Source organism: uncultured Gimesia sp. (assembly GCF_963972345.1).
Lineage (GTDB): Bacteria > Planctomycetota > Planctomycetia > Planctomycetales > Planctomycetaceae > Gimesia.
This window is the reverse complement of the sequence record NZ_CAXAVM010000048.1, coordinates 12371-38468: the sequence shown is the minus strand read 5'-3', so window position 1 is coordinate 38468 and position 26098 is coordinate 12371. Positions and strand designations below refer to the sequence as shown.

Below are 26098 nucleotides of genomic sequence, written 5' to 3'. Positions count from 1 at the left end.
AAAACCGCGATCGCCGGGGAATTCCAGCTCAGCCGTCGTTCCGTCGAACGCTATATAACCCGTGCCCGCAGCGAGATGCTGAATGAAGTCGAACAGAGCCTGGAACATCACCGCGCCGATTCGCTCTACTTTTATCGCTCGGTGATCGACAGTCCGAAAGCCACCGAACGGGACAGACTCCGCGCCCGCGAACGCATTGACCGCCTGCTGGGCCTCGACACCAAAGCCGTCCCCCGCAAAAAAGCCTGGCTCCGCAAACTCACTCCGGAAGTCATCCGCAACATGTCCAGAGAAGAACTCGAATCCACCCGCCAGCGGGTCATCAGAGAACGCGAACAGTCTCAAGGCGAATATTACTGAAAGACACCAGCAGGACCAGCTGAAATTCAACCACCGGTGATCAGTGGGAAGCAGGAGCAATAATCAACCTGAAAATCCGACCCTCAGCAAAAACAAATTCAGCCACACAGTATGAGCCGCGGTTCATGCAAATCTTCTACGATTACGAAAAATACGAAACCACACGAAAAATAATTTGAACGAGTGCGTTTTTATCAACACGTTACCCGCGTTGGGTGCCACTGTCGGCTTGCCCGACAGTGTGTAAAAAGTGACCCCATCCAGAGAAAAAAGGGTGATACCGGATGCACATCCGGTACGAGCGCAGCGAGCAGGAGGTCGCTGCTCACTCAATCAAATCAGAACCAAGATTCCTGCCAGATCAAAACCAACTGGTATCAATAAGAATTTCAAATTCAATACAGACGAAGCAGGTTTCCCTCACAACATCCTGTTGTCTCCGACAACCCCGGATTACATCCGGGGTCACCCAAGGTTGTTACATCTCATCAACCAGTTCCTTTCGTTCGGATTCGTATTTTTCGTGGTCCAAAAAACGATTGATATGAGACCTGCAAATCAGCATAAAACGAACTAATAGCCAGCCCCCGGGTGCCATCCATGAGGAAGCATCTGTCGGCTTGCCCGACAGCGTGTTGAGTCACCGCCCCACCCCGACAAAAATGGGTGATACCGGATGCACATCCGGTACGAGCGCAGCGAGCAGGAGGTCGCAGTTCACTCAATCAAATCAGAACCAGGTTTCCTGCCAGATAAAAACCAGCTGGTATCAATAAGAAATTCAAATTCAACACCGACGAAGCTGGTTTCCCTCACAACATCCTGTTGTCTCCGACAACCCCGGATTTTATCCGGGGTCACCCCATGCTCTGATTGCTCACCAACAAGATCTGTTCGTGCTGTTCGTGGTAGGAAAATGATTTGAACGAGTCCGTTGTAATCAACACGTTAGAGGCGCTGGATGGCGGTTCCCGGCGGTGCGGTGATTCCCACCCGTACTTTCTCATCTCGAATATTAACCACTACGATTTCAATCTCCGTAGTGACTTTGATTTTCTCGTTCATGTAAAGCATCTGTTTCACCGGCAGCATGTCTCCCACCCCACTGACCACAAGCTGCACCTTATTAAAGCGAATCCAGCCGACAGTGACCTGGAAGTCATTGATCAGCAGACTTTCGCCTGTTTTTCGGGAGAGCACTAACAATGCCGATTCCTTTCGTATCCATCCCATCTGACGAGGACGGTTATTCGATATCCTGTTTTGCAGGTTCGTCTTTGTCCTGGCTTTCTATTTGCTTGCCTGTGCGTTCCTGTCCCGCCACGAAGACTTTACCGTGATCGACTTCCACTGTCTGTCCCACTTCCAGCATGCCGTAACTCAGCTCATTCACCATCAATGCTTCGTTCTCGATTTTGACTGTGACTTTGCCACAGCTGAAAGTATAGGTGGCATCATCCCCAAATGTGGCGGAGGAACTCGACGTCATCGCACTCCCCGGCTTGACCACCACATGATGCGATCCCATGTCCGTGTCACTCTCAGCATTCACGCTGACATTAAAGGAGCAACCCGACAACATTGACACCGCGAGCAGCAACATCAGACCCGAACAGAAAATGCAACGCATGGCCACCACCTTATTTAAAACGGACTCACTGCGAAAAAGAGCACACTTTTTTATTGTAATTCGAAGTACCAGAGATCACAGAGCAATCGCCGCGATTGTTACGAATACAGCGACAGTTCGCGCTTGATCTGTTGAACCAGTTGCTCAGGAATCTGCGACTGATATCGGGCCAGCATGATTGTTTTTAAAAAGTCCATTTCTCCATGGACACCTTCGCCGCATTCCGGGCTCACTCATTTTCGAACTCAGGCAGGATGACATTCCGCAGTGGTAAGATTCGCTCGCGTAATTCATCCATTTCCCACTGGAGATATACCGGGAGACTTTGAATACTCATTTCTTCAAAGGTCATCCACTCATCTGATTCCCGCTGAAAAGGATGCCGGGTCTGCCAATCCAAAACAACCTGATGTGCCTGACTGCATTGCGTTTCAAGCAGTGCGGAGCGGCACTCGGCTGTTTGATCGGGCTCATCAGACTCCCTGAAAGCATCCAGCAACTCCTGATGACTCCAGGGCTGATCCACCAGAGCCAGCACGGCTGCTGCGATCATCCGATTATTGGGTATTTCTGAGCGTAATGCAGCACGAAATAACTTCAACGCCTGCGAAGGCCGATACTCCAGAGCCAGAACAACAGCTTCCCCCAGGCAGTGTTGATGAACGTTCGAAAACACCTCTGCCGCTTCGGGAAATGAATATTGATGTCGAAACAGAAACTCCAGGCATTGCCCCCAGATATGAGGACTGGGAAATTCATCCTCGGACCTCGCTGGCTTGAATTGTTGATAAAATTCATGGATGAGGGGGCACCAGGTTTTGTCATTCCGTTTCAGAAGCAATTCCAGTACCGTTACCACTGCAGGAGTCCCTTGCTTCAAGATGGTCGTAATGTATTCATCCAGGAACACGCTATTGATTTCCTGTAATCCTTTGAGCGCCACCTTCTGCCGATTCTCTTCCGCAAACAGACTGATCAGTTTCTGCTCCCGCAATGCAATCACCTGCTGAGCTGCTTCAGACACGGTTACCTCAACATATTCCGCAGTTTGCAGATCACAAACCATTGGCCAGTCCCCGATCACGACTGCCAGGCGTATTAAAGGGAGACTGTCTTCTGAAACCGTTTCGAACCACGTCATCTGGTTCGACAGTGCCCGCTCATCAAAGGCCAGCTTGAAGATAGAGGGCCTTTCTGAATGTGATTCCAGAAACGCCGCTTCCTGCAGTTCTGCCAATGCCAGTTCGACGGTCTCAAAGGGCGGTCCCTGATCACTGAATTGAGGGTGCAGTTCCATCAGCCGTTTCTCCCAGATTTCGGGAGTTTTCAGTGTGCTTAAATAACACTGATAGAAAAATGGCTCAAACCAGTCGGAAGTATCCTCGAAAAAATCGACATCAATCTCGACACCACTCAGCCGATTCGTCACACAGCACCCGCGTCCATGCAGGTTGTAATCCCAATCCGCCAGGCCCGGCACAACGCCATAACCTTTATCAGGCGGATGTGCGCCATACCCGTGTTGCGCGAGGTGTTCGAGCCTGACTCCCAGGCGATCCCGGACAATCTCTGCTACAAACGCCTGTCTCTGCCGATGCCGGATTAAGGAAAACAGTGTCCAGGTAGCCCAGGGTGAAAGTGCAAACGGCTGAGGCAGCCAGGTAGAAATCAATTCATGCACGGATACCGATTCATCGCAGACCACTGCGACACGCTGCAACAGGTTATCATGTAGGGAATCGATGATTTTCTCCCTCAATCAGTTCGCTGAAAGCTCAATGTTTTTCCGCATTCATTCACACAGGATATTTTAAGATCCCGTATACCAGGTTTGCCATTCCTTTCGCGAATAAAATGGGCCGAGACCTTCTTCATGAGTGTACGCCATCGTCCAGTCGAGGTCACGATTGCACACAAACAGGTCATCCCGATATTCGCTGAAATCAGGCATTTTCTCTGCTTTGCAATAGTAGCAGGTGGAATCAGCACTGGGACTGGGAAAGACGACAAACGCAACTGGCGACTCTTCATTAAATCGTCGTAACGCCTGTTTTCCAGTGATATATACCGCATGCTCATAGGTAAAAACATGCCAGAATAGCCCTCCAGTCGGGACCCGAAATCCAAAGGCAAACGTATTCTTCCACTCACTACGTAACTTACCTGCAGTCTTTGTATCAAACCGTTCTACGATCTCAACTGATTGTGAAGTCAGGAATTCCTGAAGCTTCTCAGAATTTATTCTCATCATTCTCCTGATAGCATCTCACGGTCAACATGAAACAATAATGGACGCACCCTTAAGAAACCGGTACCCGAATTTTGTCCAGCCTTCATCATATCAGACCGTCTCACGGATCCCACTGGTTTTCACCTTCAGAACCGATAGAATACACTGACGAAGCATTTTCATTTCTCACTTTCAAGCGACGGCTCATGAACACCGAACCGGAACCGGCCACGAAGCAGGTCTCCTCCTGGCGGGCTTCCCTGCCAGATGGAATCCTTTCCAAACCCCAGAACGGGAAACAGATGCTCGTTTATTTTCTGACACGCGTATTTGCGTTTTATCTGCTGCTGTTGATTCTGATCATGTTCGGACAGCGGTGGCTCATCTATCAACCCACGCGCGTGAAATCTTTGTCCGTCGATCAGTCGAATGCGCCGTTCGGAGTGGTCCACGAAATCAGTACAACAACAGAGGACGGCCTCGATCTCAAAGGCTGGCATGTGCTCGCCGGGCAGGTTGCCTGCACTGATGAAGCCGCCTGTGATGCCGAGCTGGATAAAGGGCGTCCCGTTGTGATCCTGCTGCACGGCAATGGCGGCAATCGGCTGCACCGGATTGAAGACTGTCGCCTGCTGGCCAGTCTGAATCTGCATGTCTTCGCCTTCGACTACCGGGGCTACGCCGAAAACCCGGGCAGCCCCAGCCAGACCGGCTTACTCAAAGATGCCCGCGCGATCTGGAAGTACGCCGTCCGCGATCGCAAAATTGATCCCTCGCGCATCATCCTGTTTGGAGAATCCCTGGGGGGTGGCGTTGCAACTCTACTGGCCAGCGAACTCTGCCAGCAGAATACGCCGCCGGCGGGACTGATCCTCCGCTCCACCTTCAGTTCCATGGTCGATGCGGCTTCCAGTCATTTTCCCTGGATTCCCGTCAGCCTGTTATTGTGGGACCGATACCCCAATCAGCGGCTCATCGCAAACATCACCTGTCCCATCCTGATGATTCATGGTTCCGCAGATCGCATCGTCCCCTTTGAACTGGGAGAAAAACTGTTCGCGGCTGCCCCCGAACATTCCGCATCCGGAATTCCTAAACGCTTTGTGAAAATCGAACAGGGCACCCATAACGGCCTCCTGTACGAAGCCCGGGGAAAGATGGTCGACGCGTATCACGAATTCACCAGCGAGCTGTTTCCGACTGACCCAAGTACCCTGTGATTTCAGCACATCTGTCACAGGGCTCAACGCACGTCTGCCTGTCCGCGTTTGCTGCGGAAGTCACTGGGGGTTTCCCCGGTCAGTTTACGAAAAGTCCGTGTGAAATAAGCCGGCGAAGAAAAGCCCAGCGTGCGGCTGATCTGGTCGATCGTCATCGCCGGGTTACCCAGCATGCGTTTGGACTGCCAGATTTTCAACTCGTTGAAATACGCCATGATCCCGCAGCCATAGGTTTTGCGAAACACGGTTTTTGCCAGCGTGGGACTCACGTGCAGTTCGCGGGCCACTTCGGGAATCGTCAGGCGATCATTCACGCGGTTCAACAGTAACCGCCGAATCTGCAATGCGACATCGTCTTCAGAATCCAACTCCACGGCCGGCGCCAGATGCTCCAGCACCAGCGCCAGAAAAACCAGCAGGCGGCTGGTCACTTCAATCTTGCGATGAGAGTGTTCGGCAATCAGTTGATCGGCCATCCGCCAGAACGCATGTTGCAGATCCGGATTGCCGGCTGATCTGATGCAATGCACGCCGGTGACCAGCGTCTCCAGTTCCCGGCACGCTTCGGCAATCCCCGCTTCTTCCGGCCAGTCTCCCAGCCGCTCCAGATCGATCAGGAAAGCCACCGTGGAGGCTGTATGCGGACCTGCATTCGACCAGTGATGATCCACGCCCGGACCAATCATACAGAAATCGCCCGCGTCGAGATGATAATCTCCCGTCGGAGTCTTCAACGTCAACGGTCCCTGCAGACTGCCATGCATGGCCATCACGGCATGATTGTGTTTCTGCGTGGTCGTGCCTGCGGGAAAATGTCCGGAAGTAAACCGTGCAAAAGGCCCGGGGGTCGGATGATAATAAGCCAGGTAACTCCAGCTCTGCCTGAGTGTTTCCAGTCGCTGAGGTCGCGCGGAGGGTAAATAATAGGAAAGATCCGCCTTCTCATCATCCAGACTGTTTTCACGCTCAAGGAAAGGCTGGATTCGAGGTTTGCCACTCACGGAGGTTTTTGATTGCATAGTGTGCCCGGCTTCAATTGATAAACTGTGTCCCGTTTTACGTAGCGTCTCCCTGGCCAGTGGGGCCGAGTAGAACAGATTGAGAGATGCTATGGTAAAATGTGACGCTTTCTCGATCGTGGGGTGCGAACGCGCTTCGTTACCTGGCAGGATCGTGTACCAGCTGGGCCGTCCGTGGGCTCACAGCCAGAGCAGGGAACCTGATTATAACGAACTTTTCATTCCCCTCGACAGTTAATTATCCCAATAAAGCTTACGAAATCGTAAACGACTGTTCTCAAATAAGATAGCTCAATATTTTTTGTTTGTTCAAAGATGTCCGATAGTGAAATCTTTCTGTCTGAAAAGACATGGTGAATGACAAATCCGAGTGTAAAGTGAGATCATGTATTGAGAATGTCTCGTTTCCTGCAGGCGTCCTGCCGCCTTGATTGTGATTCTGATTTGAAGTCAGTTTCAACCCTTCTGCATGGGCCCCTGCCAGGCCCGGTGTTCTTTTATGCTGCTACAGCACGGGTATCGTCCGTCGGCACTTTCCATTCTGCGCTCTGCTCAAACCTGATAGTCATTTTTTTAATTACCGATAGGTTTATAAATCTTAGAAAAAGGACGCGGACTCATGAAACGAAAAGCATTTACTCTCATCGAATTACTGGTGGTGATCGCCATCATAGCGATCCTCATCGCCTTATTACTTCCGGCGGTCCAGCAGGCGCGGGAAGCAGCCCGCCGCAGTGCCTGCAAAAACAACATGAAACAAATCGGACTGGCGTTTCATAACTATCATGACGCCTTCCGTACATTTCCCATCGGCGCCCAGGTCCCCATTTATCAGGCTAACTGGCGCGTGTCGATTCTGCCTTACATGGATCAGGCCAATCTCTATAACAGCCTGACACAAACTCCCGCGAACGGGCGAGGCTACAACACCTACAACGGCTGGACCGGTGACGGCGGATACGGAACCGGTGCCGGCTCCAACGAAGCATTGAACCAGGTTCTGGTAACTCCCTTTAAATGCCCCTCCAGTGCCACAGATCCCTTTTACGCGGGGACAGCAAACGGTATTTCTCCCGGACAGTCCAACGGGGACCTGGGGATGACAATGGACTATGTGGGCATCGCGGGCGCCTACACCGCTGCCGCACCGTTCAACACGAATGCCGTCGACAACACGTACTATGGAGTGATGGCACAGAACGGGATGCTGCAGATCGGCAAGTCTGTCCTGATGCGTGACTGCACGGATGGCACTTCGAATACCATCATCGTCGGTGAAGATTCCGGCGTCATTGCCGGCGTTGATTACCGCAAAAATCTCTCGGGCGGCTGGTCTGGTCACCGCGGTGTCTCCACCAGTGGCGGATCCGGATATGGCGGGGGTGGCGTGGTCACCATTCGTTACTCTCCCAATCCGAAAACCAAACCCGCGTATACAGGCGCCGGATTTAACAACGGTCCGCTCACATCATTCCACGTGGGTGGCGTACATGCCCTGCTGGCCGACGGAGCCGTCCGCTTCCTCTCGGATAATGTTGACTTCAACACACTGCTGGCGCTGGGCGCCATTCAGGACGGTAAAGTACTCGGCGAATTTTAATTCCCGTTTGACAAACAGCTGGAAACACACACATGGTCGGTCAAACGCCGACCGTGTGTGCGATCCAGAACATTCAAATCACGTACATTGTGATCCTTCGATCATAAACTTCGGGAGACACTTCAATGCTGGCTTTCATTCGTACTTCTTTCAGAACCTTGACTCCAGTCAATCCACTGCTTCTCTCTGGCGCCGCCTTGCTGGCAGTCACATTACTGACCGGCTGTGGTGGCACGACGGTCGCCTCCAAACCGATGGGAACCGTCAGCGGCACCGTGACCCTCAAAGGACAACCACTGACTGACTGCCGCGTCAATTATCTTTCGGAACAACTGGGCGCCAGTGCCGGCGGCGATCTTACCGAGGATGGCTCATTCACACTGGATGGCCCGATACCCGCCGGCTCTTACAGCGTGTTTATCTCGCTCCCCAGCGAATTCACTCCCGCCCAGGCACAGAGCAACACAGGATTGTCGCAGGTCCCTAAAAAGTATCTGAGCTCTTCCACAACCGATCTCACCGCGGACGTCAAAGAAGGCGAAAGCAGCCACGACTTCGATTTGAAATAGCAGGCAACAACAGCCTGGAGATCAGAGATTTCTCTTTCTCCCCAATATTCTCAAAGAACGGGTCCCGCTCAGTTAACGCTCCAGTTAAACTGGAAGGAACTGGAGTCGCTTTTCCCGTCTCTGACTGATCTGATTTAGATTGATTACTACCCGTTTCAGAAAACAGGACACCATGCACCGCAATCACAAAATCGCTCGCCCCCTTGTATCTCATACTTTGAACCGACTGACCGCCACTCTGCTGCTGCTGACTCTGATCAGCCTGCTCAACCCGGCTTTCGCGTCTGCCGGCGAGCTGATGGCGGGCGCCGCCAAAGTGGACATCACCAATCGAAACGTGCCCGTCAATGATCCCCTGTTTGTGAAAGCACTGGTCATCAAAGACGGCGACCACACCGCTGCCATCGTGACCGTCGACGCCGTCGCCATTGGCGAGATCGGTTCGATCACTAACGAATACCTGGGCAACGTGCGGTCACAGATCGAACAGGATCTGAAAATCAAACCCGAAAACATCATGGTCAACGCCAGCCATTGTCACGGCATCGTCTGTGCCGACGTCGAAGAACGCACGATCCAGGCCATCAAAGAAGCGGCAAAAAACATGGTTCCCGTCAACGTGGGTGTGGGCACAGGACACGAAGACCGCGTGATGGAAAACCGGCGGCTGTTCCTCAAAAACGGCAAAGAAGCCGACGTCCGCCATGCCTACTCGCTGCCCCCCGATGAAGAAGTCGCGAAAATCGGTCCCATCGATCCCGAGATTGGTATCCTGAAGCTCGAGAAGAAAAATGGCGACACACTCGCCGTTGTTTACAACTTCGCCGTCCACCCGATTCAGGGGGTCCCCAATAAAGGCAACACTGCCGACATGAGCGGCTTCGCTTCACAGGTGATCGAAGACAATCTCAGCGAAGGCACGATTGCCCTGTTCGTGCAGGGTTGTGGCGGCGACATCAATCCCGCGCAGTACAAAGACGTCGATAATCCCCGCGACGCCGAAACCCTGGGCAACCTGCTGGGACTCAGCACACTCAAAGCGATCCGTAAGATTAAATGCACCGACAACAGCGATCTGAAAGTGCTGAACGAAACCCTGACACTTCCCCGTTCCAACAATGCTTCGCGGATTGAGTCACTCAAAAAAGAACAGGAACAGCTGCTGAATTCGCTGCAGGGAACCAGTCTGAACCTGAAAACGTTTCTGCCTCTGATCGTCAAATTCAAGCTCTATGACGAACACCCTTCATACTATTCGCATCGGTACCTGCTGGAAAACAAACTGGGTCGCGACGGCCTGGTCAAGCTGGACGAAGAGAATCGCGCGAACATGGAACGTTACATCAACAACGTCTACAAAATGGAGAAAATGACCCGCAACAAAGCCAACCTGGCGCTGCTCAACAAACACCAGACCCGCAACCAGGCCGCCGGCAAAACGCTTGACGTGGAAATCTTCGGCATCAAGGTCGGCGACTTCCGCATGATCACTTTTCCCGCAGAGCTGACCGTCAACATCGGCCTGAACATCAAGGAAAAATCCCCCTTCGAAAACACGTTCGTCGCCGGCTACACCAACGGCTACAACTACTACGCCCCGACCGCCGAGCAGCTGAAAAACGTCGGCGGCGCCCAGGAAGACAGCGACTGCATGCTGGCCCCCGAATGGCAGGCCCTCTTCGAAGCCAAAGCCCAGGAAATGATTAAGCAGTTGAAGTGAGTGGTTTAGGCTTTCAATATGCACTTCGCAGTCGACCGGTGAGTGGAATAGAAAACGCAGACTGGTAAATTACCACGAAACACACAGGGTAGGCCCGGATGCACATCCGGGCCGAGCGCAGCGAGCAGGAAACTGTCAGAGAAAGCAGTCAATCCAGGTAGAAACGAACCCTACCGCCAGACCTTAATCGCACAATTTACGATTGATTTTAAATGCTCTTTGTCAAAATAATCAGACAAAGATCCAGTCACCTGATTTCTACCAGTCAGATCATCCAGTCGTCAATATTTGTGTGGAGCATCAGGGCGTGCCAGCTGAAAACAGTCTCATTCTCGTTGTGACATTCTGGTCTGCGGCTTTCATGCCGACAATGATCCTGTCGGCGAGCGAACCAGAGGCAAAGCTTCCCGTTAAGCACTCCCTATCAGAACGCGAATTCCGAAACCAATACGCAAGTGCTGTGAAAAAGTTCAAAAGCGGCTACCAAAACGTCGAGTGCCATTTTGACTGTTCCTACAAAGAATATAAGTTTCAGGCACACCTGCTTGCCAAGGAGGACTCGGTAGTCGGCATCATGAATTATGCGAAAGCAACTCCTTTACAGGGACAATACTGCAGCAAAATATTTTGTATTACACCGAATTATGTATTCAACCTTGATAAAACAAAGCCCGGTGCGCCGTACCTGCTGAGCAGTATCAGACACGATAAGAAACAGATAGTTCGTGCGCGTGCTATCACAGCGAGAGATCTGGATATTTACCTGTTTGCAGCCAGTTCCATGTTCGAGGTTTCTGTTGAAACGATGCTCGAAATGCCGTCGTTCAAAATCGAGAAAATCGAGCGATATGCACCCACTGAAGACGAAGCAGAAGAGGTCGTCTCGCTTGATTTTACAATGAACGACGACACATGGATTCTGACAAAAGGTCATCTCGTATTCGCGCCCTACTTGAACTGGGCTGTGCTTGAATACAACTGCCGTTACAATTTTTCAAACAATAATTACGTGATTTACTCTGGCATCAACAACTTCACGCCATTACAAAAGAATGGTGTTCCGATTCTCAATTACGGGGAACATAAGGAAATTCATTACGAAGATGGAAAGATACTTTCCCCCACTTATAAATATTCAGCCAATCTCATCAACTTTTCATTAGGCAACCTGGACGACTCTGATTTTCTGTTATCAAACTACGGTTTACCCGATGCGCCACTCGCGGTTCCTCTCCCTGCAACAAACAACCTGATGAAGTGGTTCCTGATCGGTAACGGCATTCTGCTGGCGCTGATCGTGATATATGTTATGATTCAACGATTTCGCACTGTTCAAACACCGGAGAACCTGTCATGAAGCGGCTCTCTTTCAGATTGAAGTCATTCCTGACTGTCTACTTTACTGGGGTCCTGGTGGTGGCAGTGATCTTTTATGGCACTTCGCTGTTTGGTTCACCGCAGATTGTGGTACCGCTCTGTGAATTTAAAAATATTCCCGTAGACAAGACAGCGAAAGAGAAGGTCACCGTCAAGAACCCGACCAGCCAGCCACTCCAGCTGATCGGCGCGATGGTCCCCTGCACGCTTTGCGGCTGCGCATCCACGGAAGGCCTGCCTGTGACGATCCCACCCGGCCAAAGCGGCACTGTCACTGTCTTATTTAAAGCCACGGCAGCAGGCCCGTTCAAAACAGAAATTGAACTGTATACCGACAACCCCCAACAGACCATCGTTCGACTACAGGTTCGCGGGACAGTGAAACAGGGCGCAGAAGATCAACCAGTGAAGTGATGCGGTTTCGACTTTCGAAATATATCTCGCAGGGGCACGACCCGCAGGGTGGAGACGTTTGCAGATTGCCCTGCAAACTTTTATCTGACCCCGTTCACTCCGAATAACAAACGAACCTCAATACGGCGGGTGCAGAGGTTGCGGTGTGAACGGCTTCTGGTGAGAGTGTTCGCCTCATTCTATTTACTGTCGAAGAGAACCCGATTCTGGAAAGAACGCGGCAGCTGAGACCTCCTGCTCGCTGCGCTCGTACCGGATTACATCCGGTATCACCCTTTACATTTTTCGTGTTTTGCGTGGTCGAAAATAATGATGGCAGGTTTACCCGGTTCCCTTTGTGAAGTGCTAGCTCAACAGGCGGGTCGACACATGGGTCGCTCCTGCGAATCGAGTTCGTTGTGCAGGGTCCTACTTCTTCTTAATCGTCAGCCACAGGTAAGGCAGTTCGAGATCCGGTTTGGGGCGATCGGTGTTGCGTTTGGGGCTGATGCCTTTGATCACGGCGGTTGGTGCGTGGACCTGCGTTTTGTCTTTCAGGCTCACTCCTTTGATTTCCAGCGGGCCCTGGAATACCACGTCCGCCTTCGCTTCCAGTTTCAGCTTGACGGATTTCTCGGTCTTCTCTTTCAGCCTGGAAACCACGGGCTCGCACGTCACCCCCTCCGGTAACCCTGCCACGCTGATCTCAATGTCATCGTTGAATCGTGGACTCTGGCGATTCACGGTCACTTCGATTTCCAGCGGCTTGTCGCCGGCGGTCAGCGTGTATTGTTCTTCGGTAGTCTGCAGCGAAAAGTCGGCCTCGGTCGGCTGGATCGACAGCAGGTACACATAACGATAACCGCCATACTGAAAACGGTCGGTCACTTCCAGTCGATACTCGCCATCCGCGGGAATGCCATAATCGAGCTGGGCATCATAATAATTCCGACGGGGATCATCGACTTCTTTCAGCAGTTTCCCGTTCGCATCGAACAGTTTGATGTACGCATCCAGGGGATAACCCAGCATATGTGTGTCGACTTTGAACGTCAGCTTGTCTCCTTTTTTCGCTGCGAAACGGTAGGAATCGATCTCTTTCGGCTCTGCAATCTTGCCGGTGACCGTCGCCGGTAACGTCAGCAGCTGTCCCTTTTCCGCCTGGCTCTCTTTGGATTCGAGTGTCACTGGAGTCGTACTCAACGGGATCGTCAACCAGTTCCCCACTTGGGGATGACTGAGCAGTGCCTGTGCTTTCGATTCGGTGATCACAGGTGTCAGCGTTTTTAAATCCTCAGGCAGATTCCAGCCTTCCAGGGCGACGGGTTCTGTGGAAGAAGGATGCCAGGCGAGGGGCAGACTATGATCAATAAACGGTCCTGTCGTCAGCGTCAAACGGTAAATATAAGATGCGGCGCCGGCAAAGCGAATCGAACTGTTGGGGTCCGCAGGAAAGGCGAATGTGCGCACATAGTAGGTCCCGTCTTCCGGCGCGGTAAACACGATCCGCGGATCATACCAGAGGGTGTCTTCCATCTGCTCCAGCACGGTGCCTCGGTGATTGAGGATCTGCAGCAGGCCATCCATGGGCGAACCCAGCTGCTCGTTCGCCGTCTGCGCCGCAATAAGGGTCTGCCCCCTTTTTAACTTGACCTGGTAGATGTCCACATCACCGCTCTTGGCGAGTACGCCATTGATGGTCACGGGCAGTTCACACTTCTGGGCATGCTCCATGTCTTCATTCGGCTCCGCTTCAGCCTGCTCGGGCAGCGTGCCTACCAGGAACGGGCGGATTTCGGAAGCCCCTTCTGCATTATGAAAACGCAGCCAGTACAAGCCGGGTCTGGCAGCCGCATCGATCTGGACGGTGAACTGTTTTTCCTTGCCCTTCTCGGGTTTCTCGGGGATCGTAATCGTCAATCCGGGAGCTGACGTCCAGACGGAAACCGGGGCGGTGCCCAGCGTTTTATCAACGCTGACTTCGACCTTCTGTCCCACCTGACCGCCGGCGGGATTCAGATAATTCACGCTGGGAGGTGCGGCTGTCGCTTCTGAAAACAGACCGGAAACCAATGTAATCGAGACAACAGCGGGCAGAATCCGAGCGGTAGAAAACATCGGTAATCTCATTCTCAGTCAGGCGGTGGGCAGTTTATGCGAACAGTTCCGGAATCGGTGTCGGATCGCTGACCAGATGCGAAGGACGACCTTCCGGCGTGTAGAGGACTTTGTCAGGGTCGATGCCCATCTTGGTATAGATGGTGGAGACAAAGTTTTCCGGGGAGAGTACGCGTTCGACGGCTGAGTAACCGGCCTTGTCGGTCGCTCCCAGTACCTGACCGCCTGGCGTTCCGCCGCCCGCCATCAGTACGGACATCGCATTCGACCAGTGATCGCGTCCGCCACCCGGGTTGATCTTCGGCGTACGACCGAATTCACCCAGTGCCAGCACCATCGTGGTTTCCAGCAGACCACGCTCGTCCAGATCTTCGATCAGGGTCGCGATGGTATTTTCGAACGCGGGCATCCGTTTGTCGAGTGCTTTGAACAGACCACCATGATGGTCCCAGCCCCCTTCATACAACGTAATAAAAGGCACACCCGCTTCAGACAGACGCCGTGCCAGTAAAGCACGCTGGCCGAAGGAATCCCGGCCGTACTTGTCCCGCAGTTCGTCGGATTCACGATCAATCTCAAACGCCTTCTGGGCTTCTGTCGAAGCGACCAGGCTGTAACCCTGGTCGTAGTATTCGTCGAGGTTCAACACGGGATCGCCGGCGACTTTGTCCTTGATCCGCTTAAGCTGATCAACCTGTTCCCGCAGTTCGCGTCGGGTCTCATAGCGACCGTCGGTCAGTCCACTGGGCAATGCGAGATCGCGGACGCGGAAGTTCTTGGAGTTCGGGTTATCGGAAACGACGAACGGAGCATACTTGGCTCCCAGGAAGTTGGGTCCGCCGGAGCGTGACATGCTGGGCATGGAGAAGTACGCAGGCAGATTGTTCGTGGTCGGTTTTTCGTGTGCGACGACCGAACCCATGCTCGGATGGAAACTGACGAAGGCACCGCAGCCGACAGGAATACGGGGGGGAGCACCGGTCATCATGTAATGGTTACCGGCTCCGTGGTTTCCCTGGTTGTGGCGGATCGAACGGATGATCGTGTACTTGTCAGCAATGGAAGCCAGGCGTTTCATGTGCTGTGAAAACTGGACGCCGGGAACATTCGTGGCAATCGGATTGAATTCACCCCGGATTTCGACCGGTGCTTCCGGCTTGGGATCGAAGGTCTCGTAATGCGTGGGGCCGCCGTCCATCCAGATCAGGATGACGCTTTTGGCTTTCGCCTTAGGCTGTGCAGCGCTGGTCCCTTTGGCTTGAGACTGGAGTCTCAGCAGGTCGACCATGCCCAGTCCGGTCATGGCGCCCAGGCCGAGCTGCAGGCAGTTGCGGCGGGTGATTCCATTGCAGTTTTTTGAAACGTTTTTCATATCTGATCCTGTGACTTTAATTGTAAAACCACGTTTGTTTCGAGGCAGGGGACTTCAGTTTTTGAAAAGATACTCGGGTGTATTCAACAGAGCCCACATCAGGTCTTCAATCACCTGCTGTCGGTTGGCCCCTTCTTTTTCAAACAGGGAACGTCCCAGCCGTTTTTCTTCAATACTCGGATATCTCGCATAAGCGGTCAGATAAATCTCTTCGACGATCTGATCGGGTGTCATTTCGCTTTTGGCCCATTGGGCGCTGTTACCTTTGCCGGATTGGATCCGGGCATACAGGTCGCGTGAATTCATCATGTGCAGCACCTGTACGACGGTCGTATCCGTGGTGCGCTCGCAGGGGGGATCCTGGTTGGGATCGGGACGACCGAAGGAATCGAGGAAGTCCGAGCTCACGCGATGCGTCCAGATCTGCTTGGCAGTCGAATTGTCGGGCATGGCCGCGAATGAGTCAGGCACACCCACCAGTTCGCTCACGCTGTCCAGCAGCACTTCGGCCCGCAAACGCTGTCGGTAATGACGCGAGTAATTGCGTGTATCACCGACGTTCGTTTCATTAGGCAAAGCACTCAGGCTGTAAACGTAAGAACCAACGATCGTTTTAATGTATTGTTTGAGATCAAATTTCTGTTCGCGGAAATGCTGTCCCAGTGCTTTGATCAGCGGGGCATTGCTTGGCGGATTGCTTTCGCGGAAATCGTCGATCGGTTCGACGATGCCACGTCCCATCAGGTCAGCCCACACCCGGTTGGCATTCACTTCGGCAAAGAAATGATTCTGCGGCGAAATAATCCAGCTGGCGAGTACTTCGCGCGGGTCCTGGTTCTCTTTAATCTCGGGAACTTCTCCAAACAGCGGACGGGGCGGCAGAACTTCATTGGTCAACGGATGACGCACGCTGCCGGAATTCGCGGTGAAAATCATCTCTTCTGAACCGGAAATCGGAGCGGAGATCCCGCGACCCTTTCGGCCAAGCTTCGCGAAATAAGCGGCGAAGCTGTAGAAGTCATCCTGTCCCCAGACTTCCGAGGGGTGATGGTGACACTGCGCACAGCTTAAGCGAATCCCCAGGAACAGCTGGCTCACAACCGTTGTTAATTCTTCAGGCTCCCGACGATCACGGAACAGGGTAACTGCACCGTTATGCCAGGTTCCGCCCTGTGCTGTCAGTAAATCATAGGTGAATTCATCGAGGGGTTTATTCTCATGGAATGAGCGGCGAATCCAGTTGTCAAAGCTCATTACGGTTTTAATACCGGCCCGGTACGGGTTGGGGCGAAGCAGGTCGGCCCATTTGTTGGCCCAGTGATCGCCGAACTCGGGCTGTTCCAGGAAGTAATCGACCATCCGCTCGCGTTTATTCGGCGAAGGATCCTGCAGGAATGCCCGTGCTTCTTCCGCCGTCGGCGTGCGTCCGATCAGATCGATGGCCACGCGACGCAGATAAGTCGCATCATCGACGGGTTCAGACGGTTTGAGGCTGTATTTCTTGAGCTTGTCCCACACCAGTTCATCAATGAAATTATTGCGAGGTAATTTCGCATAATAATCGTCCGTCACCGAATTGTCTGAGGGAACCGTCACATTCAGGGAAGCAAAATTTCCCATGTAGCGGGCCATGATCGAGGCTTCGCCCATCAGCGAACCAGCGGTCACCAGACCGTGTTCATCGACGGAAACGTACACACTTTCGCTCGACATGTATTCGGCGAGATCCGTGACATCGCGGGTGGAACCATCACTGTAAAACGCGGTGACCACCATCTGCTGTTTGGTTTTAGGCTGCATGATCCGCTCGGTGGGCTCAGCCGAGATCTTCACGAGCTTCGGTGCTTCCGCAACGGAACGCGTTGCGCCTTCGGCGATCCACTGTTCCATGATGTTGTAGTATTTGCTGCCTTCCGGCAGTTTTTTACCACCGCCGTGCGGAATCTTGCCGGCGCCTTTGAGCAGGACCAGGCTCTGATCGGGAGCCAGTGGCGAAGCACGTCGCCCCCTTGACTCCTTCGTCAATGCACCGTAATCAAATTCGGGATCGAAGGCGAACATCGACAGTTGGAATCCACCCTGTCCGCGCTGCTTGCCATGACAGGAACCGCCGTTACAGCTGAACCGCGAAAACAACGGATGCACATCGCGTTCAAAATCGATTAAAGTCTGCTTGTCGAAATCTTTCACTACGACGGGCACTTTGATTTTCACCGCTCCATCGGTCACTGTCACCGTAGCCGTTCCGTTGGAAACGGGTTCAATCACGCCGGCTGAAGTCACCTGGACCACTGCCGGTTGATCTGACTGATACTGCACATCGCGAGTCCGGTCGATGCTCTGTTTATTGTTGAGACCGGTCACCAGTAACTGCTGGCGTGCGCGCTTGCCTGACAGTTGAACTTGTTCGGGATGGACCGACACAGTTTGCTGCGAAGTCTCAGCGGCCCGCGCAGAAACGGCGGAACACAGCAGCAGGCAGACCAGACATTGATAGAGAAGAGATTTCATCTCGTTATTCTATCCCAATTAAAAGGCAGGAGACGCAATGAGGTTTAGCGGTAAACAGTGCTACGAGGATAGTATAGGCAGGACTGCAGGCATGTCTTAAAAGCAACTCGTGAGCACTCATCGTTGCGCTTCCTGACGCCTGCAAATATATATTGTCTCTTATATTTCCTAATCGTCAACTATCATTTAACAACTTTATTTATGAAACACGTCTCAGGATACCTTCTCTGAGTGGCAAAAACTACCCCACATCACAAAAAACGGATCGCCTGTACATGCATCGGCGGCTCCAGGCGAACGATTATTCGGCATAGGCCATTTTTTCCAGCTCTGATTTTACGTAACCAATGCGGTCCGTGATGGCATAATTTTCATTCCAGGGCTGCGGGAACAATATCGCCTGGCCGCCATGCTCCCGGAACAGATCGATATTCTTATGCTGATCATCAATCAACACGACATCCGGTTTTGCCAGCAGATATTTTTGTGTGCCGATCATAAAGTCCATGAACAGGGGTTCCTGAAAATGCTGCCTGAGCCATTCGACTTTCGCGGAAGCGCAGGCGGCACTGCGACTGGGGGAAGTGCTGATCGTAATCGGAGCGGTCTGTTTCAGCAGAGCCAGTAACTCGTCCAGCCACGGGTAGGGAGGGAATTCCTGCCAGAAGCGACCGCCGACAGAATCAACGGGTTTCCAGAATTCGTCTTTCGTCATTCCGAGAACGCCTGCGTAGTTACGTTCACCAGGCGGCCACTGTTCCAGCAGATGTCCCTGATCGTGTAATTCCAGAATCGCACCCATAAAATCGGAAATCACGCCATCCATGTCCAGTAAGATATGCCGCACAGCCATACTGATTTTTTACTCCGGGAAGAAACTTTGATGATAAAACGGTATGATTACCCTTTGAGCATATAATAAACTGAAACGGACAACCATCGTCACACTGACTGATTTTTATTGTGGAAAACCTATGACCAACTGGATTCCGCTGGGAAACGCGTATGAAATTTCTCCCGGCACACGTAAAGCATATACCGTCAAGGGAACCGAGATCGCCGTGTTCCATGTTGGGGAGGGAGATCAGCCGGGCACGTTTTACGCCATTGACAATGCCTGTCCGCACCAGGGCGCTTCCCTGATTGAAGGTGAAGGATGTGGCACGGAAGTGACCTGTCCCCTGCATGACTGGAACTTTGATGTCTCGACCGGGGAGTGTCATGACTTTCCTGACTTTAGCCTGACCCGTTTTGAGCTCAAGATTGAATCGGGTGTGTTAATGGTGGATGGTGCCGCCTTTGGTGATCCGGGACCTCCGCAAAACCTGTTTCTGGTTCGCTACGGTGCGATGGGCTGGGTCGATCACTTTTCTGCAGAACCGGAAGACGACTATCCGCACCGTACTGCCGTCCTGCTGGAAACCAGCCGCGGTGAAGAAGTCGGCGAGATACTTTCCGCCGCAGGTCAAATGGAAAAACCACCGACCGCCGCCGGTGCCATCGTTCGCGAATTCACTCCCGCCGATCAGTCGACATTAGCGAGCCAGGAGGATGTGACATCGCGAGTTTTCCTGGACTGCCAGACCCTGATTCAGGAACGGGGTATGCCCACCGAAATCATCGACTGCGAGCAATTGTTTGATCAGCAGACCGTCGTGCTGTATTATCTGGGAAGCCGCATGCCGGCACTGGAAATACTGGCACAGGAACTGAATGCGAATTACGCCTGGCGGATCGTATTTCACCCGGTTGATGAAGCACCTGCTGCTTCCGGCTGTTCCAGTGGCGGTTGTGGCTGTGATGATAAATAAACAACCTGCCTGAAAACTCCCCCCGCAATTTGTTCCAACACAGAAAACGGAAGACACCATGAGCAACCCCATCAATCGCCGTTCTTTTCTAGGTACTTCACTGGCGGCGACCAGCCTGGGCCTGGCAGCTGCCGACTCTGTGACCGCCGCCGACCAGGAATCAGCCAAACCAGTTGCAAAACCGAAGCCGATTCAAAACGAAGTGATTCTGCACGCCCGCCAGGTCGCGCTCGATATCTTGAAGCCCAGTCAGAAACAACTGGAACACGGCCTGAAGCTGCATGCGGAATCGCTGGTCTTCGACTCCTACGGCTTTGCCCCCCGGGCTGCCGTCGATGGTGACCGACTGGCGGAAGCGATCAACAACCATGCATCAACTGCAGAGATCCAGGACCTGCGGGAAGACATGTCGATGACCCGCTGTGTGACCGATCCTGCTGAGCAGCGTGAATTCAAAGAAGCCTTCGATGCCTCTGGCGTAACCTGTATCTTTCAAAACGCGGGCGAAGAAGGACAGGACCCCATGCGGCTGATCAAGCGACTGGCCCGCTTTACTTTTACCACTGACATGCTCTCTGACTTTGTTTTCAAAGCAGTCACACCGGAAGACATCGTCCGCGCCAAACAGGAAGGTCGCCACTGTCTGTACCTGACAGGAAACGGCGTCCCATTAACGCAACAATGGGAAACCACCACGGACGAAATGAAATTCATGCGGATCTTTTTCCAGCTGGGCATTCGCATGATGCACATGACCTACAACCGCCGCAACATGCTGGGTGACGGCTGTGCTGAACCGGCGAACGCAGGGCTCAGTGATTTCGGTCGGACCGTCGTGGCGGAAATGAATCGGCTGGGCATCATTCCCGATGTCGCGCACTCCGGCTGGCAGACCAGCCTGGAAACCGCGCAGGTCTCGAAAAAACCGGTCGTCGCCAGTCATTCCACCTGTGCTTCGATCCATAAACACATTCGCAGCAAACCTGATGAAGTCATTAAAGCCATTGTCGAGACGAACGGCCTGATCGGCATCTGCTGCATTCCCCGCTACCTGGGCGGAAAAGGGGATATCAGCGCACTGCTGGATCATGTTGATTATGTGGTCAAGAATTTCGGGATCGACTATGTCGCCATTGGTACGGACGTGTCTTACACTTCGCGAAATAATTCGCTGGAAAGCAAAAAAGTACCCCGCGCGCCGCGGTCGCGGACTCCCTGGCGCAGCCTGTGGCCTCAAGATCCTTTCGTTGAGACACCCGCAATGCGAACCAGCGTCTCCTGGACCAACTGGCCTTTGTTTACCGTCGGGCTTGTGCAACGGGGCTATTCCGATGCGGACATCCAGAAAATTATTGGCGGCAATGTAATGCGTGTCTGTCGGGAATCTCTGACTTGAACCCTGTTTTGATTCTTTACCCTGCAACGGATGTTTTACGATGCGCGTTTTAATCACTGGTGCCGCCGGTTATGTCGGACGATACTTTGCCGCAGAGTGGCAACCGACGGAAGATCTGGAGCTGGTGCTGGCAGATATCCATCCGCTGCCCGACGATTCACGGTTCATCACCCTGGACCTGACAGATGCGGCGCAAACCCGCGCGGCACTGGAAAATATCGATGCTGTGATTCACCTGGCGAAACAGGCTGACGAAGGCCCGATGGAGGGAGATGAGTTAAACGGAAAACGCTTTGACGTGAATGTGAAAGGCACGTTCCATCTGCTGGAGGCAGCCCGTGCTGTCGGCGTGAAACGGTTTATCTTCACCAGTACGGTGATGACCGTGCTGGGATACGCCGCGCCCCAGTGGGTGGAATCGGATGCTGCGCCGCTGCCCGTGGGATCGTATGCCCTGACAAAGCAGCTCGGTGAAGTCATGTGTCAGCATTATGCCCGTGCGTTTGGCATGTCGATTATCTGCCTGCGAATTCCCAAGCCGATCGACCTGGAACACCCGCTCTGGAAGACACACCCGCTACGACCCCAATGGGTGCCATTCCCTGACCTGTTACAGGCGTATCAGAAAGCATTGACCGCCGAGATCACCGGTTGTGAAGTCATCACCATCGTCGGTGAAAGTTCGAAGCGACGCTGGGATCTCAGTAAAGCAGAAAAGCTGCTGGGTTATCAGCCGACACTCATCCCGGAAGAACTGGGTTACGAAATGGGAAGCGAAGACCAACCCATTCCCACCGAAGATCATTATGCCTGAAGCGACTGCCGTTCGTCGAGCGGTTATTGTTCCACGCGGCAGTAAGGCAGACTCTTTTCGAGTTTGGCGATTCCGTCTTCGGTGATTTCAGTCCCATCAATGTAGAGCGTGCCGAGATTCTTCATCTTCTTGAGGGATGAAATACACTTGTCATTCACGTCCGTATTTCGCAGGTTCATATCCACGATATTTTCGAGGACCTTGATCTCGGAAATTCCGGCGTTCGTGATCTTAGTGTCATTGAGTTCCAGCCACTCCATATCTTTCATCTTGGCCAGGTACTTCAGCCCTTCATCGGTGATCTGCGTATTTCGCAACCACAGACGCTGCAGACGGGTCAGGCTTTTGATCTGCTTGAGACCTTCATCGGTGATCTGCGTGTCACGCAGCAGCAGCACCCGCAGTTTTTTGAGCGTCTTGAGATGGGCCAATGCCTCGTCTGTGATCTGTGTCTCGGACAGTCCCAGTGTTTCCAGGCTCTTTAAGCCGGAAAGCTGAGCCAGACCATCGGCAGAAATTTCCAGTCCGGTCAGAAACAGTTCTTTCAGGCTGTCCAGGCTTTTCAGATGTTTCAAACCGGCGTCTGTCACTTTGGTGCGCGACAGGTTCAGAATTTCCAGATTCGACAACTTCTTGAATTCGCCGAGTCCTGTATCAGAAACAGGAATGCCGTGCAGCGTGATCTCACGCAGGCTTTTCAAAGACTTGAGATGGACCATGCCATCATCGGTCACTTTCGAGCCGGACAAGTCCAGTTTTCGCAATTTGGAGAGGCGGCCCAGGTAGACCAGCCCTGCATCCACCAGCTTGGACCCCGAGAACGAAACCTGTGAAATGTTGCCGTTGTAATCCATTTTCAAGTTCGCACTGATTTCTTTCAGCGACTTGATATCGGTTTCCAGCGTTGATTCCGGGGGAACTTCTTCCGCTGAATCGGTAGACGCTTTACTCATATTGATTGCCTGTTTCGAATTGGAATTTCTGATTCAAATCGGGCGACGCCTGCCCTGAAGCACTATCCACCGGTGCAGGTTTCCCTGATTTTGTTTCTAACACTCGCCAATTCTAATATACACACAATCCCGGACTTTCGCATGTGAACGGACGCTTTTTCTTCGGGAATACTGGTCTGAAGCGTCGCGACAGGCACTTTATTTCGGGGGGTGAACTTGTCCAGGCAGCAAAAACAGGCTGGGAAACCAAACTGAGCCGCCCCGGGATTCATGAAACCCGGGCGGCTCGGCAGAGGGTCGCCCTGTTATTTCACCTGCTTGCCAAACAGGAGCAGTTCATCGAAATTGCCGGTATCATCGAATGAACCAATGCCCACGCGGCCGGTCAGGAAGGTTTTGTCCGTCGCGGTCATCACCGGTTCTTCCATGTTGTCAAAATAGATTTTGATCGAACCGGTTTCCGTATCCCGCACCACACGCGCCTGATGCCATTCATCGTCCCAGTCGGTGCTAGGCGTGGTTTTGGTGGAAATCTTCGTGCGGGGCTTGTCGTTGACAATGAAGATCTGGTTGGCATGGTCGTCCATTTTTTTTCCGAAATGCACGTAATAAAAATGGGCGTCATCCTGGTATCCGAAAAACAGGCACAGGTCGCGATGTCCGTAATCGGGAATTGTGGACTGCAGTTTGACGTCGAAGATAAAGTCGCTGACATCGATGTTTTTCAGGAGAGCCCGGTTGTACGGCGAACGGACGGGTGGTTCGAATTTGCTTCTTTTTTTCGTCAGGCTGAAGACATGATTGTCTCCCTGGTGAATCATTTTCCAGGCTTTGTCATCGGTTGGCTCCCAGTGATCGGCTTTGCCCGATTCAAAGTTCTCATGAAACAGCAGCGGCAGCCCCTGCATCTTCTGGGGAACCTGGTCGGGCTCATAGGTTTTCAGTGGAGCCGGTTCTTTGGCTGACAGGGCAGGGTGGCTGGCAGAAGAAATCAGCATCAGACCTGAGATCAGGCAGGCGACGGATAGAATACGTAACATGGAGGGACTCCCGTTCAAAAAAAGCGCTGGCGCAGGATGTTGTGTATTGCCAGAGATGCACTGCGAAAGCGGACTGCGTTTCGATGAAACTTCAGATTCCGGAGCGCATCACATTTCCCATAGCAAAACTGAATACAGTCTATCAGACAGGATTGCCTGCCATTTTTCAAGCATCCGGGGGAACCTGCCGGGGAGGCCGCGGACCAGGTTCGCCATTTCGTCTGCGCGGCAGACGATTCCCGGGACGGCCATCGGGACCATTCGGTGGGCCGTCTTTCATGTCCAGCTGACGTCCCTTGCCGCCTCCCCGTCGAGAACCATCGGACGGATTATTCAGATCCATTTCGGGAATGAAATCCAGGATCAGGCGTTGGACTTCATGGGAACGCTGGCGAATCGACTGCCGAACCTCTTCGGATAAATGACTCTGCAAATATTCGTACTTGAGTTTTGCCTGCATCTCATCCGGCGGGTAACGCATCAGGTGGTCTTTTTTCTTGGCATCCAGGGTTTCGAAAAACTGCTGTAACTTATCTTCCGGAGGATGAATCGCATCCAGTTCCTGCTTGACCGACATGACCAGTTGATTCCAAAGTCCTTTGGCCAGGTAGAATGCGACCATCATACGTTTCTGCTCTTCTGGTCGCAGCCTGCCTCGGAAACCACGCGGATCTTCATTCTCCCGCAACCGATACTCATTATCTTGCAGCAGTTGATAAATCTGATCGACGGTTTCAGGGCCAGGCCAGGCAGATCCGTTCTTGTCTTCATCCTGTTTTTTAAAGCGGACGGCAGCCTGTAAGACCGCGCGAGACCGTGCAAATTCTGAGAGTTCTGCCTTTGGTTTTGGATATTGGACAGGCTCGGGCAGGCTGCGCTCAATGATATTGATGGCTTTTTGATACGTTTCAGGATCAGGAGAATTCGCCCAGAAAACAAATCTCAGCCGAGGCTCTCTGAAATTCAGATCCATGATTTTGATGAGCTCGAATAAGTTCCTGCCGCTTCGGCGACGGTCGGGTTCCTGCTGTTGTGTTCGGAACTTTCGAATCAGTTCCATCCGCTCCCGGGTCGTGTCTGCTTTCCGTAAATCTTCCTGCTCCCACGGCGAGAGTGTTTTAACCCACGCATCATAGGCGTGCATCACGCGATTGAGTTCCGGCTGGCTGCGGGTTGCTTCATGCAGTTCGCGCAGGCGCTGCTGTTCTGCAGGAGAGAGCTTCTGAAATTTTTCGTAGTTGCGTTTTAACTGCGCCCGTTCGGCGGGAGTCATCGCTTCGATTTTTTTGCGGTTTTCCTGCTCGGATTCATTTTCGGGATCGGCAGCGCCCAGCAGGACCATTACACAGACCAGGAGCCCGCCCGCCAGACCAGCCGCGCGCAGCGCCAGCGACCACAGATCAGCGTGTCCGTCTGCCGCTTGTGAAAATTTCTCCTCAGCGTTTTGGCTGTTGTGCGATTTCATCGAACGTTCCTGACTTTTTCAATTCTTCCAGAAACTCCAGGTTTTGTATTTCTGAATAAGTATCCAGATTTTCGATAAATGAAAACTCCTCCAGCAGCGGGTCGGATTCAGTGGGAACCCACTGATTGGTCAGCAGATAACCGATCATTACCGAGCAGGCCAGCCCCAGCGTCCAGCCTGTTGCGATCGCGGCTTTGCGCAGCTGCTGCTTCGATTTGCGGCTCAGGAATCCGGAACGTTTCTGTTCTTCTGCCGCCAGCGCTTCCAGTTGCACGGTTTTGATGGTAGACAGTGTTTTGTCAGTAAACTCCTGCGATGCTTTCGCAATCGGCAGTTTATCCAGCAGTTCCCAGGTCCGCTCCAGCCCGTCAACGTGGGCGCGCGTTTGTTCGTCGGTCGACAGCGACTGCTCGACTTCGATCGCTTCCTGCTCGGTCACTTCACCATCGAGGTAAGCGACCAGCTTTTCGAGTTCCTGATCATTCAATTCTTTGTTCATC

23 protein-coding genes are annotated in these 26098 nt (G+C 52.8%); 10 read left to right on the top strand and 13 right to left on the bottom strand.

The window, feature by feature from the left end; all coding sequences use genetic code 11:
- Positions 1 to 360, top strand: a 360-nt coding sequence (locus AACZ40_RS10655) for a hypothetical protein (protein ID WP_339674402.1), incomplete at its 5' end; no start/stop codon positions are given.
- A 948-nt stretch (positions 361 to 1308) separates the two neighbouring features.
- Here the strand turns inward: AACZ40_RS10655 and AACZ40_RS10650 are convergent.
- The 4 genes from AACZ40_RS10650 to AACZ40_RS10635 form a co-directional block, all read right to left on the bottom strand.
- Positions 1309 to 1560 carry a carbon storage regulator gene (locus tag AACZ40_RS10650; protein ID WP_291173881.1) on the bottom strand — a complete coding sequence of 84 codons (252 nt, stop codon included), beginning with the start codon at positions 1558 to 1560 and terminating at the stop codon, positions 1309 to 1311.
- 46 nt (positions 1561 to 1606) lie between these two features.
- Complete coding sequence (locus AACZ40_RS10645) at positions 1607 to 1990, bottom strand: hypothetical protein (protein WP_291173568.1); 384 nt, start codon at positions 1988 to 1990, stop codon at positions 1607 to 1609.
- A gap of 229 nt (positions 1991 to 2219) precedes the next feature.
- Entirely contained in the window at positions 2220 to 3710 is a 1491-nt protein-coding gene (locus AACZ40_RS10640) for a hypothetical protein (protein ID WP_291173571.1), read from the bottom strand.
- 90 nt (positions 3711 to 3800) lie between these two features.
- A complete protein-coding gene (locus AACZ40_RS10635) occupies positions 3801 to 4238 on the bottom strand; it encodes a DUF4275 family protein (protein WP_291173574.1) in 438 nt (145 codons plus the stop codon).
- Positions 4239 to 4426: 188 nt separating this feature from the next.
- Between AACZ40_RS10635 and AACZ40_RS10630 the strand changes: the two genes are divergently transcribed.
- The gene (locus tag AACZ40_RS10630) at positions 4427 to 5440 is read left to right on the top strand and encodes an alpha/beta hydrolase (RefSeq protein WP_291173577.1); all 1014 of its coding nucleotides are present in this window, start codon (positions 4427 to 4429) and stop codon (positions 5438 to 5440) included.
- Positions 5441 to 5463: 23 nt separating this feature from the next.
- On the opposite strand, the gene AACZ40_RS10625 is transcribed toward AACZ40_RS10630, so the two are convergent.
- Complete coding sequence (locus tag AACZ40_RS10625; protein ID WP_291173581.1) at positions 5464 to 6441, bottom strand: AraC family transcriptional regulator; 978 nt, start codon at positions 6439 to 6441, stop codon at positions 5464 to 5466.
- A gap of 637 nt (positions 6442 to 7078) precedes the next feature.
- On the opposite strand from AACZ40_RS10625, the gene AACZ40_RS10620 reads away from it, so the two are divergent.
- The 5 genes from AACZ40_RS10620 (at position 7079) to AACZ40_RS10600 (ending at position 12139) form a co-directional block, all read left to right on the top strand.
- Positions 7079 to 8059 (top strand): DUF1559 domain-containing protein, encoded by a 981-nt coding sequence (locus AACZ40_RS10620; protein ID WP_291173584.1) that lies wholly within the window; start codon positions 7079 to 7081, stop codon positions 8057 to 8059.
- Positions 8060 to 8184: 125 nt separating this feature from the next.
- Positions 8185 to 8628, top strand: a complete 444-nt coding sequence (locus AACZ40_RS10615; RefSeq protein ID WP_291173587.1) for a hypothetical protein — start codon at positions 8185 to 8187, stop codon at positions 8626 to 8628.
- 172 nt (positions 8629 to 8800) lie between these two features.
- Positions 8801 to 10348 (top strand): hypothetical protein, encoded by a 1548-nt coding sequence (locus AACZ40_RS10610; protein WP_291173589.1) that lies wholly within the window; start codon positions 8801 to 8803, stop codon positions 10346 to 10348.
- Positions 10349 to 10655: 307 nt separating this feature from the next.
- Positions 10656 to 11705: a hypothetical protein gene (locus tag AACZ40_RS10605; RefSeq protein ID WP_291173592.1), complete on the top strand. Its 1050-nt coding sequence runs from the start codon at positions 10656 to 10658 to the stop codon at positions 11703 to 11705.
- The gene (locus AACZ40_RS10600) at positions 11702 to 12139 is read left to right on the top strand and encodes a DUF1573 domain-containing protein (RefSeq protein ID WP_291173596.1); all 438 of its coding nucleotides are present in this window, start codon (positions 11702 to 11704) and stop codon (positions 12137 to 12139) included. Before AACZ40_RS10605 ends, AACZ40_RS10600 begins: the two co-directional genes overlap by 4 nt.
- Before the next feature lie 408 nt (positions 12140 to 12547).
- Here AACZ40_RS10600 and AACZ40_RS10595 read toward each other — a convergent pair whose 3' ends face one another.
- From AACZ40_RS10595 to AACZ40_RS10580, 4 genes are all read right to left on the bottom strand, one after another.
- Entirely contained in the window at positions 12548 to 14236 is a 1689-nt protein-coding gene (locus AACZ40_RS10595; protein WP_291173599.1) for a pre-peptidase C-terminal domain-containing protein, read from the bottom strand.
- 34 nt (positions 14237 to 14270) lie between these two features.
- Positions 14271 to 15608 (bottom strand): DUF1501 domain-containing protein, encoded by a 1338-nt coding sequence (locus AACZ40_RS10590; protein WP_291173602.1) that lies wholly within the window; start codon positions 15606 to 15608, stop codon positions 14271 to 14273.
- Positions 15609 to 15662: 54 nt separating this feature from the next.
- On the bottom strand, positions 15663 to 18119 hold the full coding sequence (locus AACZ40_RS10585) for a DUF1549 domain-containing protein (protein ID WP_291173605.1): 2457 nt from the start codon (positions 18117 to 18119) through the stop codon (positions 15663 to 15665).
- Positions 18120 to 18420: 301 nt separating this feature from the next.
- Entirely contained in the window at positions 18421 to 18972 is a 552-nt protein-coding gene (locus AACZ40_RS10580; protein ID WP_291173608.1) for a hypothetical protein, read from the bottom strand.
- 121 nt (positions 18973 to 19093) lie between these two features.
- On the opposite strand from AACZ40_RS10580, the gene AACZ40_RS10575 reads away from it, so the two are divergent.
- The 3 genes from AACZ40_RS10575 to AACZ40_RS10565 are packed head-to-tail and all read left to right on the top strand — an operon-like array spanning position 19094 to position 22140.
- The gene (locus AACZ40_RS10575; protein ID WP_291173611.1) at positions 19094 to 19930 is read left to right on the top strand and encodes a Rieske 2Fe-2S domain-containing protein; all 837 of its coding nucleotides are present in this window, start codon (positions 19094 to 19096) and stop codon (positions 19928 to 19930) included.
- A gap of 58 nt (positions 19931 to 19988) precedes the next feature.
- The gene (locus AACZ40_RS10570) at positions 19989 to 21326 is read left to right on the top strand and encodes a membrane dipeptidase (protein ID WP_291173615.1); all 1338 of its coding nucleotides are present in this window, start codon (positions 19989 to 19991) and stop codon (positions 21324 to 21326) included.
- Between the two features lie 40 nt (positions 21327 to 21366).
- Positions 21367 to 22140 carry an NAD(P)-dependent oxidoreductase gene (locus AACZ40_RS10565; RefSeq protein WP_291173618.1) on the top strand — a complete coding sequence of 258 codons (774 nt, stop codon included), beginning with the start codon at positions 21367 to 21369 and terminating at the stop codon, positions 22138 to 22140.
- Positions 22141 to 22163: 23 nt separating this feature from the next.
- On the opposite strand, the gene AACZ40_RS10560 is transcribed toward AACZ40_RS10565, so the two are convergent.
- The 4 genes from AACZ40_RS10560 to AACZ40_RS10545 form a co-directional block, all read right to left on the bottom strand.
- Positions 22164 to 23093 (bottom strand): leucine-rich repeat domain-containing protein, encoded by a 930-nt coding sequence (locus AACZ40_RS10560; protein WP_291173621.1) that lies wholly within the window; start codon positions 23091 to 23093, stop codon positions 22164 to 22166.
- A gap of 305 nt (positions 23094 to 23398) precedes the next feature.
- A complete protein-coding gene (locus tag AACZ40_RS10555; RefSeq protein WP_339674398.1) occupies positions 23399 to 24133 on the bottom strand; it encodes a hypothetical protein in 735 nt (244 codons plus the stop codon).
- A 166-nt stretch (positions 24134 to 24299) separates the two neighbouring features.
- A complete protein-coding gene (locus tag AACZ40_RS10550) occupies positions 24300 to 25598 on the bottom strand; it encodes a hypothetical protein (RefSeq protein WP_291173627.1) in 1299 nt (432 codons plus the stop codon).
- Entirely contained in the window at positions 25570 to 26097 is a 528-nt protein-coding gene (locus tag AACZ40_RS10545; RefSeq protein ID WP_291173629.1) for a hypothetical protein, read from the bottom strand. The genes AACZ40_RS10550 and AACZ40_RS10545 overlap by 29 nt, the downstream gene beginning before the upstream one ends.
- Position 26098: the final 1 nt, after the last annotated feature.